Origin of the sequence: Paraburkholderia sp. 40, from assembly GCF_050434105.1 — a bacterium.
Lineage (GTDB): Bacteria > Pseudomonadota > Gammaproteobacteria > Burkholderiales > Burkholderiaceae > Paraburkholderia > Paraburkholderia tuberum.
In genome coordinates this window covers 1,247,145-1,266,358 of record NZ_JBNPVY010000003.1, presented here as the reverse complement: position 1 = coordinate 1,266,358, position 19,214 = coordinate 1,247,145, and the positions used below count along the sequence as shown (strand labels likewise).

Sequence of the window (19,214 nt, the reverse complement as noted above, 5' to 3'; positions counted from 1 at the left end):
CGTCGACGTCACCGCGTCGTCCTCAACGGGTCCGCCGATGCCATTTCGTTACGATCTTCCCGTTTGGTGTTCCCGCGAGCGGCCATACCGCCGCGTTGTAGCCAACGTGGCCGCCGCGCTGGCGCTCGCCGCAAGCACCAGCGTCATTGCGCAATCCGCGCCGACGGTCGCCCAGACCCAGCCGGCCGTGCCGGCCGTTACGCCGCCCGCATCGGCCGCCGCCGCGAATACCGCCGGCAGCGCCGCGGACCGGCACGTCGAAAACACGGATCACGCGCAGCCGTCGCCGGTCGTGCCGACGCCGCCGTCCGAGCTGTACGGCGAGCTGTATCGCGACGTCGAACTCGCGCATCTTTACCCGGACAGCAAGACGTTTGCCGATATGTCGCCAGGCGAGCCGCCGGCCCAGGTCATCGCCGACTACGACAGCCAGCGTGCTCAGCCGCGCTTCGACCTGAAACAATTTGTCGAACAGCGCTTCACGCTGCCCCCGCGCGCGCCGAAGCGCTACGCGTCCGATCCTGACGAGAGCGTCACCGCGCACATCGATACGCTGTGGAACGTGCTGCGTCGCGAACCGGATGCGAGCGCGAGCCCGTACTCGTCGCTGTTGCCGCTGCCGTCGCCGTACATCGTGCCGGGCGACCGCTTCGACGAGATCTACTACTGGGATTCGTACTTCATCCTGCTGGGGCTCGACGCGAGCGGCCAGCACGCGCTCGTCGACGACGAGCTGAACAATTTCTCGACGTTGATCGACCGCTATGGCCACATCCCCAACGGCAATCGCACGTATTACCTGAGCCGTTCGCAGCCGCCGTTCTTCGCGCAGATGGTGCAGCTCGTCGCGCGGAAGGAGGGCGATCAGGTCTACGCCCGCTATCTGCCCGAGCTGCGCCGTGAATACGCGTACTGGATGGCCGGCAGCGACCATCTCGCGCCGGGCAACGCGGCGCACCATCTCGTGCGCCTCGCCGACGGCACGCTGCTCAATCGCTACTGGGACGAGCGCGCGGCGCCGCGCGACGAGTCGTACCGCGAGGATGTGATGACGGCGCAGCGGATGCCGCAACGCGATGCGCAGGATTTGTGGCGCAACCTGCGCGCGGGCGGCGAAACCGGCTGGGACTTCAGCTCGCGCTGGTTCGCCGACGGCAGGACGCTCGCGAGCATCGACGTGACCTCGCTAGTGCCAGTGGACCTGAACTGCCTGATGGTGGACCTCGAACGCACGCTCGCGAAAGCCTACCGTGTGACTGGCGATGCAGGCCGCGCCGAGAATTTCGAAGTACGTGCCCGGGTGCGCGCCGATGCGATCCGCCGGGTGCTGTGGGATCCGCAACTGCACGCTTTCGGCGACTACGACTTCGTGCACCGCACGCTCACGCACCGGCTTACTGCCGCGACGGTGTACCCGCTTTACGCCGGCGTCGCGACACGCAACGACGCGCGCGAAGTGGCGCAGACGATCCGGCGCGATCTGCTGCGTCCGGGCGGTCTCGCGACGACGCGGACCAACACCGGCCAGCAGTGGGACGAACCGAACGGCTGGGCGCCGCTGCAGTACCTCGCGGTGATCGGGCTGCGCCGCTATAGCGAGCCGGAGCTCGCGCGCGATATCGCGACACGCTGGATCCGCACCGACGTCGCGTACTACCAGCGCACCGGCAAGCTCGTTGGACCTCAAAGTACAATAGATGAATGTCCGCAGGGCTCCGTCCAGCAAGGGCTTCAGCCGAATGGAAGCGAAGGCTCGGCCGCAGGTGTGCTAGGCGTGCTGATGCAACTCTATCCGGACGCGATGAGTTCAACGAAGCTCGATTGCCGCGAATAGATTTGCTCAATACACCTAGTACGCCACAGGATAGATGAACAATGTCAACGAAAGCGCAAAGCGCGATAAGCAACACGCCACGAATCTATACATACGCCCGTTTTTCCAGTTTACAGCAGGCAGACGGTAGCTCGATCGCACGGCAGGATGCCTACGCCGAAGCGTGGGCCAAACAGCACGGTCTGATACTCGATCGCTCGCTACGCATGGAAGACCGCGGCAAGTCCGCTCACAAGGGCGAGCACGTAAAGAAGGGCGGCGCGCTCGGCGCGTTCATCGAGCGTATCAAGGCCGGTGACGTCGTACCCGGCGATACGCTGATCGTCGAAAACCTCGACCGCCTGAGCCGCCAGAGCGCGCAGAACGCGCAGACGCAGTTCAACGCCATCGTGAATACCTACGGCGTCGATATCGTCACGATGCACGACGGCGTACGCTACAACCGTGAAGAACTAGCGCGAGATCCATCGCCGCTATTCCTTGCGCTTGCGGTCATGGTCCGAGCGTACGACGAGAGCAGTCGCAAGTCGTCGAACGCTCGCGGGGCGTATCGGGACAAGTGCGAGCGCTGGCTTAAAGGCGAGTATCACGGACTGATCGGACAGCCGAGGCATATTCGCGTATCGGACGGAAAGCTGATCAAAGGCACAGACCCGATCTGGATTCTCTACGATACGGAAGCGAAGCGTTTCGAGCTTGTACCCGAGAAGGCTGCTGCAATGCAACGAATCATCGATCTCTATAGGCAGGGCCACGGTTCGGTCGAGATCACGCGCCGCATGGAGACCGAAGGGCTAACGATTAGTGACAAGCGCGCGGTCGTCAGAATCCACAAGCTCATTACCTATCCCGCGTTGAAAGGCGATAAGGTAGTCGTCGTAGACGGCCAGACCTATACGCTCAAGGGCTACTATCCGCCGCTCATAACCGAGACCGAGTTCGACGAACTACAGTTGCTCGTCGACAAGAGGGGCGTCCGCAAAGGCAAAGGTAAAGTCCCTGCCATCCTGACGGGTATGAAGATGTGCTATTGCGGGTACTGCCGCCAACTTATGGTCGGGCAGACGCTTACGACAACGCGAGCAGATGGAACAACGCATCAGAACTTTCGTCGCTTGCGCTGCGGTTCGTATGCCAATCGAGCGGCTGACTGTCGAGGCGGCGCGAGCTGTAGCGGCGTCCCGGTTGAGAAGGCGATCATGACGTTCTGCGCAAACCAGATGAATCTTAATCATCTGTTCACCGGCAACGACAAGTCAGATCCGCTCATGAGGCAATTGACGGCGAAGCGGGCTTCGCTCGCGAAGACAGACCTAAAGCTCAAGGGTATCAAGGACGAGATGCTGAATGGCGACGCGCTACCGTCGACGTTTCGCGAAGTCTTGCGCGAGCTTGAGACGAACAAGCGAACGCTGATGCAGGCGATCACGAAGCTGGAGCGCGAGCTATCCATCAATTCGGCTGCGCAACCCGCACCGGCTGAGACGTGGGCCGACCTCGTCTCGGACGTCATGGCGCTCGATTACGATGCCAGGATGAAGACCCGTAGGTTAGTACAGGAGACGTTCGAACGCATCGACGTTTTCTCGAAGGGGTTCGAATGCGATGGCGAGCATATGGCCGTTCGGGTAACTTCGAAGCGCGGCGTCGTCATGGGCTTCGAATTTAACCGGCGAACCGGAGAACTGATTGAGGCAACAAGGACGCGCAAGTCGAAACCACTACCCAAACCGGCGCGCACGCCTCGAATGAAATGAGCGCAAGCGAATTCGGATAATAAGGCGGCCCCTATCGTGGGCCGCTTTTTATTCGTCGTCGCTATCCTGCAAGAGTCCTTCGGGCGTAGAGTAGATCCGTAATAGGCTTTCGCCGACAAGGACCTGTCGGTACGATAGGATAGCCAAGTCCCAGATTTCTTGTGCTACTTCTGGCCCCGCGTCGAGGACTTTGCCATCTTGGTCAATAACCGCGAGTGTCGCGGGTCTGCCATCCTCACCGGTAATTGTGTAGCCTTCCCATTGAAGTGCGCTCACCGTGCAGTGTTTGAGAACCGGGGCACTCGGGTCTCGCGTGGGTTCTTTCATGACTCGTTCCTCCCATGTACCGGTTTATACCTCATTTCTCGTCGCAGACCCGATCCAGAACGAGCGTCCTGGCTGGTTTGCAAGCGTAGCGCGTCGGCTACCAGTTGGCCGGATTGAGCGCTTCGGCCGTACCGAATGTACAGACGCCGCACATCCCGGACGCATATATGACACATCCATCCTTGACGCCGGTCACGCACGGCGACTGTCCGCAGACTTCGCACGTCGCGCCGTAGTCCGGCTGGAACGCGTCGAGCGTCGTTTCATCATCCGCTGATGGCGCGGCCGGCGCCGGCTTCGCGCGTGCCTTCCTGCTGCGCGATGACATCATTCGTCCCCATCGCCGTTGCTGTTGCCGTTGAGCGCTTCGTCCGATGCTTCAAGCGTGCCGCGCGTATCCGGCCGGTGCAGCAGATCGACAATGCGCGCGGTCACGCTGCTGTCTTCGGGATAGACCTGAATACGCGTGGTATAGGTGCAGGTGCCGCCGTCCTTCGCCTCAAACGTGATCCGGTCGAGCTTCGCATCGGTAAAGCGCAGATCGTCGTCCTCGCCGTCGCCATCGTGAAACACGAACAGCACGGGCGCATAGCGACCGACCCATCTGAGCGTGCCCAGCTGCGGATTACGAAGGCGCGGGGTGCTGTCCGGGTCGAGCATGTCGCCCGTGTCGTCGGGGTCGTATAACGAGTGGCGCAGCGTCGGCGATAACTGGTCGAGCGACCGGTTCGCCAGATCGAAACAGATCTTCAGATCGAGCGCGAGGACTTCATCGTCGCCGTGCTGTTCCATCCTCGTGTTGATGTGTTCAAGCCTCACTTCGTGGTTGTCGAAGTTCATCATGACGTTCCTCGCGGTACCTGCTGGCGCTGTTTCATCTCACGCAGGAACGCCCGCTTTTCTTCGTGCAGGCGCTCCAGCAGCACGACGCCGATTGCTGCGTCCAGTTCGGCGATCTTCGCGGTCGTTTCCAGTATCAGCACCGCGCCCGCATAGAAGGCAATCCGCATGTCGGTGTACTGACCCGGCGACGCATCGAGCGGGATTACGTTGGCCGCGAAGTCCTGCCAGCCGTCCCCGATACTGATGTTGTCCATGACTTCATGCTCCTTCCATGTCCTTGCGCCTGGCGACGTAATGCTCCTCAAGTTCGTCGCGCTGACCTGCTTCGGGTACGCTGCGGATCAGGTCGGCCGCCACGTCGAGCGCGTCGGTCGTCGTCGCCGCCTGCAATGCGTCCATTACCTGCGCGAACGACATCATCGGCGGCGGCTCGGTCGCAGCCGGTGCGCCCGCCTCGTCGTCGCTTTTCTTCGCGGCCTGATGCGCGGCTGCGCGTGCTGCATTCAGCCGGTCGGCATAGGCGGTGCGCGCAATCTCCTTGTCGCGATCGGTGCGCAGCCTGCCAGCCAGTTCACCGGCCGCCGTCAGTTCATCCGCGTTCGACGCGTCGTGAATCTGGCGCAGCACGTCATCGAGCGCGACCGGCCGGCCTGCGGCGTTCTTCTTCAGGTTCTGCTTCACGCTGTCGGTACGTGATGCGGAAGGCAGCACGCGTGGCACTTCGTCGACCGTTCCCATGTTGCGTGGTCCCGGATCGAAGTCCAGTTCCTCGGGCGTATAGACGCCCAGCAGCACATCAGGTGCATGGCGTCGCGCCCACTTGCGGATCGCCAGATAGCCGATCTGCTGCTGCGGGTCGGTCGCCCACTGCGTCGAGAAGCGCGGATAGGCCTGCGCCATCATGACCTGCACGGTGCGCGGCGCGGTCTCGCCGCGAAAGGTCGCACGCGCGATCACGCCGAGCCCTTCCTCGTCCTTCTTCGTGTAGGTCGCCACGTAGTATTCGCCGCCCTTGTCCGACTTGCGCTGTTCGATCTTGCCGAGCACGCGCGACCAGTCGCCGAGATATTCATAGTCGGGACGCGCGATGATCGGCGCGCGGGCGATCACGACCGCCGCGACCAGCTGCCCGTCATAACCGATCAGGCCGCTTTTGGTGATGTGCGTTTTCGAGGCCACCATGTACGGGTCGAACTCCCAGCGCAGCGACTGCATGATGATCGCGAAGCAGGCGCCCTTGTTATCGCGCAGATGGGCAGGGACGGCCGGACCCGCGCTCGCCATCAGTCCGGCAAGGTGATCGATCTGTTCGATCAGGGCGGCGTTCAGCGTGAAACGCTCGCCCTGTACTTCGTGAATCGCGGTACTCATTCGGCTTTCTCCTTCGTGTCGCCCGCCTTCGGTTTGCTGAAAGTCAGGGTCGTGTAGTCGCAGGCTTCTACCGTGTACTCGCCGCGATGGATAATCTTGCGACGGTACTGACCGCCATCCGGTAGCCGCCCGATAGCCGCCTCGCCCATCGCATGCAGGATGTGCGCGCGGGCGCCGTCGCTCACCGCCTGATACGCCTTGATCTGTTCATCCGCATCGAGGCGCACCTGATGCCACGCCTGAATGTCGGCAGGCAGATCGATTACGCCGCCGCCCGTCCCGGGATAAAGACGCTTTAGCAGTCCGATCGCGTGTGGATGGTCATAATCCATGTCGGGCGGCTCGCGGCGCTCGACGTGTTCCCAGAACGTGTGTTCGGCCTCGAGGATCAGTTCGTGCAGTTCCTGATCGGGCTCGATTACATAGCACTTCAGACTGTTTCCACCGACCACCGCGCCCACATGCCAGCGCTCGAACCCGGTCGCGAGCAGGTAATGCTGCGTCTGGATCAGATGTTCGACCGGCACCTGGTCCGTGCCTTCCGCACCCCAGTCGCCCGAGTACTTCCAGTACTCATACGAGGTATTCTTCGCTTCGAAGCCTTCGCGCCGACCTTCGACGAGACGGTCCACCGATGCGGCGATGAACGGCCAGCGCGAGTGGCGGATGATCGAGTTCTTCCGCCGCAGCCGCAGCCCCGTGCGCTCGCTGAACATCTGCGCGGCGATCGCTTCCATTGCCTGACCGAAGCGCATCGCTTCATTGGTTTCAGGCTCAGGCGGTGCCTGTCCGGTCTTTTCAAGGAACACTTCGAATGCAGTCTGATAGCGGCTCTGACCGCATACGGCGGGTGCATCAGAACCGCCAATTCCTTTTCGCCTTTCAATTAGCCATTCTTCGCGCGCATTCATTTATTTCCCTCCCTGCCGGATGCCACTACCTGCATTGCGATTCGCTTTGAACGTGAGTGGGAATTTAGGTGTGGAAAGTAGTGCAGTTCAAGCCATATATTTTTTTTCGGGCTGGCGGAAAAAGACTACTTGACATCGTTTTGACATCGTTTTGACAACGTTTTGACAACGTTTTTTCCCGGCAAAGGCGCGTGGTTGAAGTGTTCCGGTTCCTGTCAAGGGGGTGCAGTCACGCCCGGACTGTCCCCGTTTTATACGGCCATTTGCGACTTCGCGAAGGGTTGAACGTCACGGGTCGGTGGCATATCGTTCAATCGCAGTTCAAACCGCATCGGGCATTAGACAGGGAGTAATCCTAATGACGCGATCCATTGAAGCGCTCGCTATTGCGAGTGCCTATCCCGGCATGCGCGCGTTAATCCGCGCCATTGAATTAACCGGCTCGCAGGAACTGCTCGCGCGGGCGATTGGCGTTGAGGCGAAAGATATCAGCCGCTGGTTACATAAAACGCGCAGGGTGCCGCTTGAATACGTGCCGTTCATTGTCGCGGCGGTCTACCACGATGACGTCAGTCCGGTCACGCTGCGCCCCGATCATCTGAAGGGCTGGGCGATGCTCGCGCGTCAGCTGGCGCGGCCGCCGCGTGGCTATATCGTCGATGCCGACGACCCGGAACTCGAAGGGCAGTCGTGGCCGAAGGCGCCGCGCCGACACTGTGTGTAATCGACGGTCGAAACCGCATCGCGGCGTGTCAGCGTGCTGGCGTGAAGCCGCACACGATCATGCTCAAGGGCGACGATCAGGACGCCTTTATCGCCGACGCCAACCTTGAACGGCGCGACCTGACGAAAGGACAAAAGGCAATGCTGATTGCAGTGCGCTTTCCCGAACCGAATAAGGGCGGGCGCGGCAAAAAACAAAACTCTTTCGATGCGAAACAGTTTTCTGTAGCTCGCATTTCATTAGCTCGCGCCGTTCTCGCATATTGCCCTGAAATGGTTCAGCCGATCATCGACGGCAAGATGAGTCTCGATGATGCGTATAACGAAGCGCAGCAGCGCAAACGTGCTGGCGAAAGCAACGAGGAACGATTCAATGCGCTCGATGCTGCACACCCCGACCTTGCACAGCTTGTTCGCGAACAGACGCTTTCACTCGCATCGGCCGAATCCGAAGCACGCGAGCGCAACGAGAAACACGAGCATCTGATCCGTTCCAAGGCATTAACGATCAGCGAACTTGCGACCCGTATCGGTCTTATCGACAAGGCGCAGGGCGATCTACTGGTCCAGGCTTACCGCGACCGCCCCGAGGCATTCAAGACTGCGTGCCTTGCCGATGACATCGATCAATGGATCGGGGTGTTTGTCAACCTTAAAGCCAAACTTACCGAAGGGGAACGGGAATGAGCAAGCGTCATCCGAATCAGGCAAAAGCGGTACTTCGGGAACTTGTTGACCGATGCACTCCGAAACTTCACGAACTGATCGACGCGGCAAAAGGCGAGCGCGTACCGCGCGATACCCTTGCGACCGATCTGGCAGTGTTCCTCGGCCGGGACGAGATCACCGCGACTTATGCGAAGTCGATTGTCGCGAGCGACATCGTTGACTCTTTTATCGCCCGCACGTCCGACGATGCAGCGCTTACGCTTGATCAGCTGCGGCTGTTCTCCGAAGAAAGCCTGCGCGAGCATCTACGTTTGACTACGTTCGAATGCGGCGATGGCACGGTGATTCATCAAAGTTCGATGACCGACGATGACCTTGCAAAAGCCGAGGAACGTGAAATTCGCAATATTTCCCGGGCAGCAACAAAGCACGAGAAGAACTCTGCTTTTCGTATCCGGGTCCGTGCCTATACCGCAACCGGCATGTCTTACGAAGATGCGGCGGTGCAGGTTCTACGTGATCAGAACAGGGAGAATAGCGATGACCAGTAAGAGCCGCAACAGCGTCGTTATCGACGAGATACATGTTTCGAAGTGCGAATCACGCTTCACATTTTATCCGCGTCATCACCCGCCGCTGACGCTCGCCGACTACGAACGCGCGGCGAAGGTGTTCATGCGCGATTACGAGATGGTGCGCGTAAGCATGGACTTCATGCTAAACGAACTGCGCGATCAGGAAGCGCGCGGTCGTGCGCTGATGCAGGTCGCACCGTTGCCGTTCTCGCAGTCGTGATCAACGGGGACTGCAATGCCACGCATCCGCACCATCAAGCCGGACTTCTGGACCAATCCGCAGGTGGCGAGCGTCAACCACGCTGCGCGACTACTTTTCATCGCAACGTGGAACTTCGCGGACGATCACGGCAACCTGCCGCGCGATCCCGAGGCGCTGAAGAACAAGGCCTTTCCGAGCCGCCACGATGCCGGTGTCGATGTCGAGCCGCTGATCGTTTCACTGATCGCTCAGGGATTGCTCATTGAATATTCAGTGAGTGATACCGGAGAGCGCTTCCTGCATATTCCGACCTTCACGAAGCATCAGGTTATCAACAGGCGCTCGAAGCCCATCTATCCCCTGCCGGATAAGGCTTTGCTCGATTCGCTAAAGCATGGAAAAAAAACTGTTACCGGTCGCACTCATGCACGACTCACTGAACACTCACGGACGGAAAAGGAAGTGGAAGTGGAAAGGGAAAGGGAAAGGGAAAGGGAAAGGGAAAAGGAAAAGGAAAGAACCAGTGGTAGTAGTGGGGTTAGTGGTACATCCGCGCGCATGCGCAAAGTGCGCGCATCCGACACCCACCCACCCACCGGCCCCGCGTCGATCACGCTCGCGATGCGGCAGGCGAACATCACCGGTGCGCAGCCGTCCAATCCGCGCATCGTCGCCCTGGCCGATGCAGGCGTGACACCTGAAGTCGTCAACGATGCCTGCGAGGAAGCGCACCGCGTACATCCGCACGAAGCGATTCCCGTGGCCTACGTCTGCTCGATCCTCGAGCGCTGGCAGCGTGAACCGCAGCAGGCGAACGGACATGGCTCATCGCCAGCATTCGATGAACGGTCGAAGGATCGCAAGCGCACGGTCGAAGGACTCACGGGCCGCTCGCGCAGGTCGCGCGATACCGGCGAAGTCATCGACGTGCCCGCGAAGGAGATCGGTCATGCTGCGAAGCATTCCTGAGCACTGGATCGAACGGCTGTTCAGCCGCATGGCGTCGCTCTACGGTTCGCGCTTCGCCGACATGTGGCGCGACGGCGAGATCGACGAGATCAAGGCGACGTGGCGCGAAGGACTTGCAGGCCAGAGCGACGACGCGCTGCGTCGTGGCGTGGCCGCGCTCTTTCACGAACCACCTTATCCGCCGACGCTGCCGCGTTTTATCGAACTGTGCCGGCCGCAGCCGGCGATGTACCAGCCGAACCGCGTGGCACTCACCGACGAGCGGCGTACCTCGCCCGAGCAGGCCCGCGAGCAGCTGGCCCGCATCCGCGAGATCGCGGGCGGTCTGCTGCGCGAGCACGGCGCACCGGCAGGCGGTGGCATCCGCTGGGCGTTCCGGCTGCTGCAACGCGCGCAGGACGGCGAGCACATCACGGCGCATCAGATCGGCTTTGCGAAGGAAGCCATCGAGAGCTACAACCGTACACACGGCCAGCACATCAACGGCCACGAACGTGAACCCGGCAGCGACGACGAGTGAGGCGATCATGGAAAGCATCAGCGACAAACGCTGGATCGACGTGGTGCAGGCTGTCTGCGGCGCCGCCAGCATCGTGGCGGCGTACTTCGGCAGTCACCCCGCGGGCTATGCGCTCGGCGTGGCGATCTTCGGGCTCGCGCTGTTCCGCGCGATGAAGGCGGGCGAATGATGCGCATCGAGTTCACGATCCTTGGGGAGCCCGCGAGCAAGGCCAACTCGCGCGAGATCGTCGAGCGGAAAATGCGCGATGCGTGGGGCGGCATCAAGACGCGGCCAATGTCGATCAAGTCGGACAAGGCGCGCGACTACGAGCGTTCGGCGATGAAGCAGATTCCGAAGTCGGCGCGCGTGGCGCTCACCGGTCCGGTGCGCGTGACGATGCGGATTTTCTACGCGAGCGAGCGGCCCGACCTCGATGAGTCGGTGGTGCTCGATTGCCTGCAATCGAAGTTTCAGACCGTGAAGCGCAAGGGCCACCCCGATGTTCGCAAGTGCCTGCGCGAAGGCGTGTACATCAACGACCGGCAGGTGCGGCAGAAATTCATCCTGCACGGCATCGACCGGGCAAACCCGCGCGCCGAGATCCGCGTCGAGCCGTTACAGGCCCAGCAGTCGATGCTCGACTTCGACGAAGTGCCGTATGACGTTTTTGACGTGGAGCGGCTATGAGCCGATGGGTCGAACAGCAGGTCGAACTGCTGCTGAACGCGGAGCGGCCGCTGACGGTGGACGAACGCATGACGATCGCCAATGTGCTGGAGCAGCTGGACGTGTGGCTCGTCGCGCGCACGACTGCGCTCTATCGCATCGGCATCGTGGTCGATGCCCCGCAGGGAACGGACCTCGTTCACGAACTGCCGGACATCGTTGCGCAGGCGCTGAAGCGCAAAGGGGAACAGTGATGCACAGGTGTCTGTGGCCCGGATGCGATATTCCGGTTTGCAAGTCGATGTGGGGCTGTCGCGCGCACTGGTACGCACTGCCGAACAACCTGCGCGCATGGATCGGTCGCGCGTACCGGCAGGGCATCGAGCGCGGCGATCATCCGTCGAAGTCATGGCGCGAGGCGCACGCCGCCGCGCTCGCATGGATCGGGCAGTACGAAGGGACGGGTCATGAACACGATGGTTGAACCCAAATCCGGTGATCTGGTTGCGGTGCTTGAGTTCTATCCCGATGCACCGCAGTACCGCTGGGTACTCGCCGAGGTGGTCAACGTGTACGCGCATCAGATCGGCGTGCTGCTGATGGCGGGCGTGGACTCGGGCAAGTACCGCATGCTTGAACGCTCGACCGAGAACCGCGAGTGGAAGCGGAAAACATGAGGTGGAACATGAACACGGTCTTTCTCGATACGCCGACTGCGCTTCACGTATCGTTCCTGATCGGCGCGCTGCCGGTCTCGGAACCGTCATCGTTGCGCGGCGCATTGATCCACATGCTTGAGTGCATGCCGGTGCTGACCTACCAGCAGGCATCCACGCTGGCGAGAATGATCGGCACGCGATCATCGACGGTGAACTTCAGCGGTCTGACGCGGCATGAAATTCACGGCCAGTGTGCGATGATCATCGATGCCGTACAGACCCGCTTGCCGTACCCGGAACTCTGCGTGATACTGGCTCGCTTCGCGCCGACTGAACGCATCAAGGGCATTGGCGTCGATGGTTTGATGCTGTGGCTGGCGCCGGTCGCGCCGATCACGAATCACGCCGCGCTGTCCTCGCTGATCTGGCGGCGCTACGTGCCGAAGAAGTACCGCGACGGTTTCTCGTTGCGTGCCATCGCGAGGGCGACGGGATCGAGCAAGTCCACACTCGGCCGCGTAGCGCAATGGCTCGACGACGAAGCGGCCGGGATGGAACTGCGCGCGCTGCGTCGCCTTGAACAGACATTCGTACCGCATGGCGTCTGCGAAGCCATGCCGATGCAGTCATGAACCCGTCGACAAGGAACCGCCTGATGCTGCATTCGCACCACAAGGCGCACCGACTGCAGGCGGACGTGATGCGCCAGGCCGAAGCGCTTGCCACGATCGCCACGATGGCCCAGAGCGGGTCAAAACGGGCAGCGACTGGGAATTAACGAAACCTGGCTTGACGCAGGTCTCGACTTTTCGATTGCGGCGATCCGAGCGTCAAATCACAGCGAAAGTATTGCGAAGGCGCAGCACCTCCCAACAGGGCTCACGCCCGCATCGCTGTCATCAACGCTTCTGAACCGAGTAGCTTGATCACCCGCTTCATGTTGTACGCAAGCACGTGCAAGCTCATTTCTGTGCTCACCCGCTCGATGGTCCGTGTCAGGAAATGAGTGGCGCCCATCCATGCCTTGATCGTCCCGAACGGATGCTCGACAGTCTGTCGCCGGATGCGCATCATCTCAGGCGCATGATCAAGTCGCGCCTGCATCTCATCGAGAACATCTTCGTGTTCCCAGCGTGCCACGCGACGTTGAGGGCCTGGAGTGCAATCCCCCTTTAGTGAGCATTGCTGGCAATTTGAACTCCAGTATTTACTGATCTTCAGACCGCGCTCAACAGTTGAGAATCGTCAGATTAGCCGCTGGCCCGCCGGGCACCGATATTCGTCCGTCTGTGCGTTGTAAATGAAGTCATCCTTGCCGAAGCGGCCATTAGCCGTTGCGCTCGATGTCACCGGTTTCGGAACGAGCACGCTTATTCCAGCCTCATGGCATGCGAGTATTTCCTCGCTCTTGTAGTAGCCCCGGTCCGCAACTGCAGTGAGCTTGTCCACGGCCATCTCTGTACGGGCAAGCTTCGCCATTGACGTCAACTGATCACGATCGATCCCATCATTGATAACGACGTGCGCGACGATCAGGTGGTGCTTTGCGTCAACTGCAGTCTGCACGTTGTAACCAACAACCCCCGTACCTCGAGTCTTCATCGAACGGGCATCTGGATCCGTGAGCGATACCTGTTTGTCGGGTGCTGCGTTGAGTTGGACCTCGATCTCCTTGAGGCCTCGCATCTGCTCCTTCAAGGCCGCAATCTTGTCTTGCAGTCGCTCCGTCCTGACCTTCGCGATTGCAGGCTCCTGACGATCCGCTGTGTCCATCGCCTCAAGATAGCGAGCAATACTTGACTCGATGTCGCGCATGCGTCGTTCAAGCTTCGCGCTCGTGAAGTTACGGTCACGGTGGTTCACCGCCTTGAACTTGCTGCCGTCAATCGCAACGATCGCTTCGGCGAAGAGGTCCAGACGCTGGCATAGCATGACGAACTGACGGCAGACGCTACGGATCGCTTTGCCGTTGTCTTTACGGAACCGCGCAATGGTCTTGAAGTCCGGTGCAAGGCGGCCTGTAAGCCACATCAGTTCGACGTTGCGCTGGGCCTCGCGTTCAAGGCGGCGGCTCGACTGAATACGGTTCAGGTAACCGTAGATATAGATCTTGAGCATCACCTCGGGGTGATACGACGGCCGACCGGTCAATGCTGGTTCGACGCCTTCAAACCCAAGCTTATGCAGATCAAGCTCATCGACAAAGACATCAACTACGCGCACGGGATTGGTGTCCGTCACGTAGTCATCGAGGGCTTCGGGGAGGAGAAAGCTTTGCGTACGATTGTCGCCTTGAACGAACCGTTTCATCTTGCTCATCCTTCGCTATCGGATGGCAAATTCTAGCGCTCCAAAATGCGTTTTGACACAATCTGGGCCAGAACTGGACGTTCGTAATCTGATCATGGCAGACCGCAACCCACACGTAACCGGCCATTCGATATTGCCTTGCCAGTCCGCCGCGACTGCACTAGCGCGTGCCGACGCGCTAGTGATTGCCCGTCAGTTCGACCACGAAGTCAAGAAAAGCTCGGGTCTTTGCCGGCACGTGGTGCCGGGATGCGTAGTAGACGTATAACGGATACCGTTCGTCTACCCATTCGGGAAAAAGATTGATCAATCGGCCGTCGGCAATCAGGGGCTCGGCACCGAGCAGCAACATCTGCGCAATGCCGGAACCGGCGAGACATGCGTTGAGCAGGGCACCCGGATCGTTGACAGTGAGTCGTCCCTGAGTGTCAACCACAATGCGTTTTCGCTTGCGATGGAATTCCCACTGGAACGGCTTGCCTGTCTCTGGGTTGCGAAATTCAAGGCATCTGTGGCTTCGACTTTCAAGGTCCGCCGGTTTTGCCGGCCGTCCCCAGCGAGCAACGTACGAGGGCGCTGCGACCGTCACAATGCGGGTGTCGAGCAGCTTTCTCGCGATCAGGGTAGACGCTTTGGGTTCGCCGAATCGCACGGCGAGGTCGAACCCATCCATGACGAGGTCGCCAAGACTGTCTCGCGCGATGAACTCGATTTCGAGTTCGGGGTGTGCGTCCATGAACGCATCGAGTTGTTGCCCAAGAATGGTCCGGTAGACGACAGGATCCAGATTGATCCTTAGTTTTCCACGCACAGCGGCGGCGCCACCTGCCGCAGCGGCCGCTGCTTCCTCAAGCCCGGCGAGATGGGGCATGACCTGCTCGTAAAAGCGGCGGCCCTCTTCAGTCAGGGAGACGGAGCGCGTTGTTCGGCTGAAGAGCCGGATGTTCAACCTTTTTTCCAGCCGCGCAATCGCCCGACTGACGCCCGGCGGCGTCATTCCTATCACCTCCGAAGCGGCCACAAACGTTCCCGCATCCACTACGGCGGCGAACACGCTAATGCTGCCGGAAAGCTTCTCGCTGCTGGATCTCATGGTTGCTCGAGTTAATACGAGTTGCAGAGCACGACCGACCAACTGAAGGCGAACGCTGCGCCGCGCAGCAGTGCCGGACGTCTCCCTTGATCATGCCAAATCAGTGACGTGTTGTCACTTATCTGATGACATCCATGTCATTTTGTTTCGTTCGGTGCTTGTCCAGAATACGCCTCACCGAGACATCCGGTCTCGCCAATCGAAAGGAAGTCGCCATGCACACCCTATTTGCATCGTTGCCCTGGCGACCGTTGGACGCATTAACGGGAACCGGTCGCGGAGCGCGTTGTTCGCCTATCACTGAAGCACTGTAATGCCGCGATTCATTCATTCGAAGAGGAACTGAAAATGGCAGTTCAAACGGATCGTCGTCGCCTCCTGAAAGGAGCGTCGAGCCTGCTGGCTCTTGCGACACTTGGTGGCTTCCCAAGCCGCGACGCGCGGGCGGTATCGCAGCGTGCGCCTGGCGACGCCGCGCTGGCCCATCACCCGGCCTACAGTTCGATCGATCAATGCCTGCAACGGGCGGTGGACGACGGCACGGTTGCCGGTGTTGTCGCCATGGGCGCAACGGGCCGCGGACTGGTTTACGAGGGAGCGTGTGGCCGGGCGAATGCCAGCACTGGCGAGGCCATTAGTCCTGACACAGTCTTTTGGCTCCTGTCGATGAGAAAGGCGATCACCGCAGCCGTGTGCATGCAGCTCATCGAACAGGGCAGACTGCGGCTCGATCAACCTGCGGGCGAGATCCTGCCGCAGTTGAAGTCGCCTCAAATCCTCGACGGATTCGACGTCTACGGGCAGCCGAAGCTGCGTCCTGCGCGCAATGCGATTACGGTGCGACATCTGCTGACGCATACCTCCGGCTTTACGTACAGCATCTGGAGCGACGAGCTCAGCCGGTACGAGAGGGTGACGGGTATGCCGGACATCGGCTATTCGATGAACGGTGCATTCGCGGCACCGCTTGAGTTCGACCCGGGCGAGCGCTGGGAGTGCGGCATCAGCATGGACTGGGTCGGCAAACTGGTCGAGGCCGTGACCGATCAGTCGCTGGAAATCTACTTCCGCGAGCACATCTTCGATCCGCTGGGGATGCGCAACACGGGCTTCCTCATCGACAGCGCGCAGAAGCAGCGCGTCGCGACCATGCACAGGCGTCAAGCGGACGGCTCACTTGCGCCCGAGCCATTCGAGATCAACCAGCGCCCCAAATTTTTCATGGGCGGAGGCGGACTCTTCAGCACGCCGCGCGACTACATGTCGTTCCTGCAGATGCTGTTGAACGGCGGCACGTATCGCAGCGAAGGCGTGCTACGCGCCGACACCGTCGCGACGATGTTCCGCAATCACCTTGGCGAACTGCAGGTCGCGGAAATGAGGACGGCGCAGCCGTCGTGGTCGAACAGCTTCGATCAGTTTCCGGGCACAGCGCACAAGTGGGGGCTGTCGTTCGACATCAATACAGAGCAAGGACTTCACGGACGAAGCGCAGGCAGCGTGAGCTGGGCTGGGCTGTTGAACACCTACTTCTGGGTGGATCCGGTCAAGCGGGTCGCCGGATCGCTCTTTACGCAGATGCTGCCCTTCTACGATGCGCGCGTCGTGAACCTCTACGGACAGTTCGAGTAGGCGTTTTACGACGGTTTGCGTCGTGCCTGAGTGGTTGACCGTCGGCACATCCACACTGCGTCACCCGATATATCCACACATGGAGAACGAGCAATGTATGCAATCACGGGAATCACCGGCAAGGTGGGCGGCGCACTGGCCCGCGAACTGCTGGCTACTGGTCAGCCGGTGCGCGCAGTCGTGCGCGATGCGACGCGGGCAGAGGCGTGGGCAGAGCGAGGTTGCGAGATCGCGACGGCTTTCATGGAAGACCCTTCGTCGCTCGCCGCCGCGTTCGAAGGCGCGACGGGCGTTTTCATCCTGCCGCCTTCGGAGTTCGATCCGGAGCCCGGGTTTCCTGAAGCGCGCACGGTGATTGAGGCCGTGTCCGCAGCACTCCTGAAGGCGCGACCCGAAAATGTCGTTTGCCTCTCGACGATCGGCGCACAGGCTGACGAGGTCAACCTGCTCACCCAGCGCACGCTGATGGAGCAGGCACTGCGCGAGATGCCGATGCCGGTGACGTTCCTGCGCCCTGGCTGGTTCATGGAGAACGCCGCATGGGATGTTGCGTCTGCAAGCGACGATGGCGTCATTGCCAGTTACCTGCAGCCGCTCGACAAGCCGGTGCCGATGGTCGCCACTGCGGACGTAGGCCGCGTTGCTGCCGAACTGCTTCAGCAGGCAAGGCGCGGTGTGCGCGTCGTCGAGCTTGAAGGTCCACGCCGGGTGAGTCCCAACGATCTCGCATTGGCTTTCGCCGGCGTGTTGCGCCGTCAGGTACGTGCGGAAGTCGTCGAAAGGCAGACGTGGGAAGCGCTGTTCCACAGGCAGGGCATGAAGCATCCTCTACCCCGCATGCGCATGCTGGACGGCTTCAACGACGGCTGGATCGATTTCGAAAGCGATTCTGACGAAATCTTGCGCGGCCACGTCGAACTGGAGACCGTTCTGGGCGAGCTTGTGTCGCGTCGAATCTGACCAGAGCCGATACGGCGACGCTTGGACTCTGGGCTTGACTCTCCCGATGCATCAGGTTTACGTTCAAACAAGGAATACACGATGGAATACAGCACGCTTGGCAGAACTGGTCTACGCGTCTCACGGCTGAGCCTTGGCGCAATGACTTTCGGTGCTGGCTCGGGCATCTGGGGCAATATTGCCGGCTTGAACAGCGATGAGGCCGCCCGGCTCGTCGCGATGGCCGTGGAACGCGGCGTCAACCTGATTGACACGGCGGACGCCTATTCGCAGGGTCGCTCAGAAGAGGTCGTGGGCCATGTGCTGAAAGCGCTGGGGCTGGACGAAGATCGAATGCTCGTCGCGACCAAGGTTCGGCTACCCACCGGCCCCGGCCAGAACGAAGTGGGGTTGGGCCGCTCGCATATCATGCGCTCGGTCGAGACAAGTTTGAAGAGACTCGGTCGCGATCACATCGACCTGTTCCAGTTGCATGACCGCGACGCGCTTGTTCCGGTCGACGAGACGCTTCGTGTGCTGGACGACCTCGTCACCCAGGGCAAAGTCCGCCACATTGGCGTTTGCAATTTCAGTGCAGCCGATCTCGAGCGGGCCGTCGGCATAACGTCCCGTACCGATCGGGCTCATGTCGCGAGCAATCAGGTGCACTATTCGCTGACGAGCCGCGATATCGAACACGAAATCATGCCGGTGCAGCGACAAACAGAATGGGCCTTCTGGTCTGGAGTCCGCTCGCAGGTGGCTATCTGAGCGGCAAGTACTCGCAGAATGGCGAAGCTGCCGGGCGGCGTGCGAAGCTCGACTTTCCTCCGGTTGATACGGTCAGAGCGGAGCCGATCCTCGAAGTATTGCGTGAACTCGCCGACGAACTGGCGGCCACTCCAGCTCAAGTCTCATTAGGCTGGTTGCTTGCGCGCGAGCAGATTACTTCTGTCATCGTCGGAGCCCGCACGGGCGAGCAGCTCGCAGCTAACCTCGATGCGCAGAATCTCGCATTAACCTCCGAACAGTGCGCGCGGCTCGATAAAGTATCTGAACGGTCAGTGCCCTTCCCCTACTGGATGCAACGCTTCCAAGACCAGGATCGCGTCTGCGGATGAGTGGCGGGGCGTCGAGAATCTTGCCTGCGCGAGGCGGTTGAACGGGGAATGCCTGTGGCCGTGTGCGGCCGCTCATCCTCGAAGAGCCGCCGTTCGAAGTCTGCGGCTGGC

General features: G+C 60.7%; 23 protein-coding genes and 2 pseudogenes. 17 read left to right on the top strand and 8 right to left on the bottom strand.

Annotated features, from left to right (window positions below):
* Window positions 1-106 precede the first annotated feature (106 nt).
* Window positions 107-1,834, top strand: a complete 1,728-nt coding sequence (treF, locus tag OKW28_RS21425) for an alpha,alpha-trehalase TreF (RefSeq protein ID WP_429448637.1) — start codon at window positions 107-109, stop codon at window positions 1,832-1,834.
* 41 nt (window positions 1,835-1,875) lie between these two features.
* Entirely contained in the window at window positions 1,876-3,591 is a 1,716-nt protein-coding gene (locus OKW28_RS21420) for a recombinase family protein (RefSeq protein WP_429448635.1), read from the top strand.
* Window positions 3,592-3,639: 48 nt separating this feature from the next.
* Here the strand turns inward: OKW28_RS21420 and OKW28_RS21415 are convergent, their stop codons facing one another.
* The 6 genes from OKW28_RS21415 to OKW28_RS21390 form a co-directional block, all read right to left on the bottom strand.
* Window positions 3,640-3,918 carry a hypothetical protein gene (locus tag OKW28_RS21415; RefSeq protein WP_429448633.1) on the bottom strand — a complete coding sequence of 93 codons (279 nt, stop codon included), beginning with the start codon at window positions 3,916-3,918 and terminating at the stop codon, window positions 3,640-3,642.
* Window positions 3,919-4,015: 97 nt separating this feature from the next.
* Window positions 4,016-4,249, bottom strand: coding sequence for a hypothetical protein (locus OKW28_RS21410; protein WP_429448631.1), 234 nt, complete (start codon window positions 4,247-4,249; stop codon window positions 4,016-4,018).
* Window positions 4,246-4,761, bottom strand: a complete 516-nt coding sequence (locus tag OKW28_RS21405) for a hypothetical protein (RefSeq protein WP_429448629.1) — start codon at window positions 4,759-4,761, stop codon at window positions 4,246-4,248. Before OKW28_RS21405 ends, OKW28_RS21410 begins: the two co-directional genes overlap by 4 nt.
* Window positions 4,758-5,015, bottom strand: a complete 258-nt coding sequence (locus OKW28_RS21400) for a hypothetical protein (RefSeq protein ID WP_429448627.1) — start codon at window positions 5,013-5,015, stop codon at window positions 4,758-4,760. The genes OKW28_RS21405 and OKW28_RS21400 overlap by 4 nt, the downstream gene beginning before the upstream one ends.
* A 4-nt stretch (window positions 5,016-5,019) precedes the next feature.
* Entirely contained in the window at window positions 5,020-6,132 is a 1,113-nt protein-coding gene (locus tag OKW28_RS21395) for a RecT family recombinase (RefSeq protein ID WP_429448626.1), read from the bottom strand.
* Entirely contained in the window at window positions 6,129-7,043 is a 915-nt protein-coding gene (locus OKW28_RS21390; RefSeq protein ID WP_429448624.1) for a YqaJ viral recombinase family protein, read from the bottom strand. The genes OKW28_RS21395 and OKW28_RS21390 overlap by 4 nt, the downstream gene beginning before the upstream one ends.
* Before the next feature lie 358 nt (window positions 7,044-7,401).
* On the opposite strand from OKW28_RS21390, the gene OKW28_RS21385 reads away from it, so the two are divergent.
* The 12 genes from OKW28_RS21385 to OKW28_RS21330 are packed head-to-tail and all read left to right on the top strand — an operon-like array spanning window position 7,402 to window position 12,640.
* Complete coding sequence (locus OKW28_RS21385; RefSeq protein ID WP_429448622.1) at window positions 7,402-7,767, top strand: transcriptional regulator; 366 nt, start codon at window positions 7,402-7,404, stop codon at window positions 7,765-7,767.
* Window positions 7,734-8,453 carry a hypothetical protein gene (locus OKW28_RS21380; protein WP_429448620.1) on the top strand — a complete coding sequence of 240 codons (720 nt, stop codon included), beginning with the start codon at window positions 7,734-7,736 and terminating at the stop codon, window positions 8,451-8,453. The genes OKW28_RS21385 and OKW28_RS21380 overlap by 34 nt, the downstream gene beginning before the upstream one ends.
* Window positions 8,450-8,986 carry a hypothetical protein gene (locus OKW28_RS21375; protein ID WP_429448618.1) on the top strand — a complete coding sequence of 179 codons (537 nt, stop codon included), beginning with the start codon at window positions 8,450-8,452 and terminating at the stop codon, window positions 8,984-8,986. The genes OKW28_RS21380 and OKW28_RS21375 overlap by 4 nt, the downstream gene beginning before the upstream one ends.
* On the top strand, window positions 8,976-9,230 hold the full coding sequence (locus OKW28_RS21370) for a hypothetical protein (protein ID WP_429448616.1): 255 nt from the start codon (window positions 8,976-8,978) through the stop codon (window positions 9,228-9,230). The genes OKW28_RS21375 and OKW28_RS21370 overlap by 11 nt, the downstream gene beginning before the upstream one ends.
* Window positions 9,231-9,245: 15 nt before the next feature.
* Window positions 9,246-10,181, top strand: a complete 936-nt coding sequence (locus OKW28_RS21365) for a hypothetical protein (RefSeq protein ID WP_429448614.1) — start codon at window positions 9,246-9,248, stop codon at window positions 10,179-10,181.
* Window positions 10,162-10,701: a hypothetical protein gene (locus OKW28_RS21360; RefSeq protein WP_429448612.1), complete on the top strand. Its 540-nt coding sequence runs from the start codon at window positions 10,162-10,164 to the stop codon at window positions 10,699-10,701. The genes OKW28_RS21365 and OKW28_RS21360 overlap by 20 nt, the downstream gene beginning before the upstream one ends.
* Before the next feature lie 7 nt (window positions 10,702-10,708).
* The gene (locus OKW28_RS21355; RefSeq protein ID WP_429448610.1) at window positions 10,709-10,870 is read left to right on the top strand and encodes a hypothetical protein; all 162 of its coding nucleotides are present in this window, start codon (window positions 10,709-10,711) and stop codon (window positions 10,868-10,870) included.
* Window positions 10,867-11,370, top strand: coding sequence for a hypothetical protein (locus tag OKW28_RS21350; RefSeq protein WP_429448609.1), 504 nt, complete (start codon window positions 10,867-10,869; stop codon window positions 11,368-11,370). Before OKW28_RS21355 ends, OKW28_RS21350 begins: the two co-directional genes overlap by 4 nt.
* Entirely contained in the window at window positions 11,367-11,603 is a 237-nt protein-coding gene (locus OKW28_RS21345) for a hypothetical protein (protein WP_429448607.1), read from the top strand. The genes OKW28_RS21350 and OKW28_RS21345 overlap by 4 nt, the downstream gene beginning before the upstream one ends.
* A 47-nt stretch (window positions 11,604-11,650) precedes the next feature.
* Window positions 11,651-11,833 (top strand): hypothetical protein, encoded by a 183-nt coding sequence (locus tag OKW28_RS21340; RefSeq protein WP_429448605.1) that lies wholly within the window; start codon window positions 11,651-11,653, stop codon window positions 11,831-11,833.
* Window positions 11,817-12,026, top strand: a complete 210-nt coding sequence (locus OKW28_RS21335; RefSeq protein WP_429448603.1) for a hypothetical protein — start codon at window positions 11,817-11,819, stop codon at window positions 12,024-12,026. Before OKW28_RS21340 ends, OKW28_RS21335 begins: the two co-directional genes overlap by 17 nt.
* Window positions 12,027-12,034: 8 nt before the next feature.
* The gene (locus OKW28_RS21330; protein ID WP_429448602.1) at window positions 12,035-12,640 is read left to right on the top strand and encodes a hypothetical protein; all 606 of its coding nucleotides are present in this window, start codon (window positions 12,035-12,037) and stop codon (window positions 12,638-12,640) included.
* A 247-nt stretch (window positions 12,641-12,887) separates the two neighbouring features.
* On the opposite strand, the pseudogene OKW28_RS21325 reads toward OKW28_RS21330, so the two are convergent.
* Both OKW28_RS21325 and OKW28_RS21320 read right to left on the bottom strand, forming a co-directional pair.
* Window positions 12,888-14,318, bottom strand: a pseudogene (locus tag OKW28_RS21325) (IS1182 family transposase).
* 178 nt (window positions 14,319-14,496) lie between these two features.
* Entirely contained in the window at window positions 14,497-15,411 is a 915-nt protein-coding gene (locus OKW28_RS21320) for a LysR family transcriptional regulator (protein WP_429448601.1), read from the bottom strand.
* Window positions 15,412-15,759: 348 nt separating this feature from the next.
* Between OKW28_RS21320 and OKW28_RS21315 the strand changes: the two genes are divergently transcribed.
* The 3 genes and pseudogenes from OKW28_RS21315 to OKW28_RS21305 all read left to right on the top strand — a co-directional run bounded on the left by OKW28_RS21315 (window position 15,760) and on the right by OKW28_RS21305 (window position 19,103).
* Window positions 15,760-17,043, top strand: a complete 1,284-nt coding sequence (locus OKW28_RS21315) for a serine hydrolase domain-containing protein (protein ID WP_429448600.1) — start codon at window positions 15,760-15,762, stop codon at window positions 17,041-17,043.
* Window positions 17,044-17,136: 93 nt separating this feature from the next.
* Window positions 17,137-18,003 (top strand): NmrA family NAD(P)-binding protein, encoded by an 867-nt coding sequence (locus tag OKW28_RS21310; protein ID WP_429448599.1) that lies wholly within the window; start codon window positions 17,137-17,139, stop codon window positions 18,001-18,003.
* Between the two features lie 81 nt (window positions 18,004-18,084).
* Window positions 18,085-19,103: pseudogene (locus OKW28_RS21305) on the top strand (aldo/keto reductase).
* Window positions 19,104-19,214 lie beyond the last annotated feature (111 nt).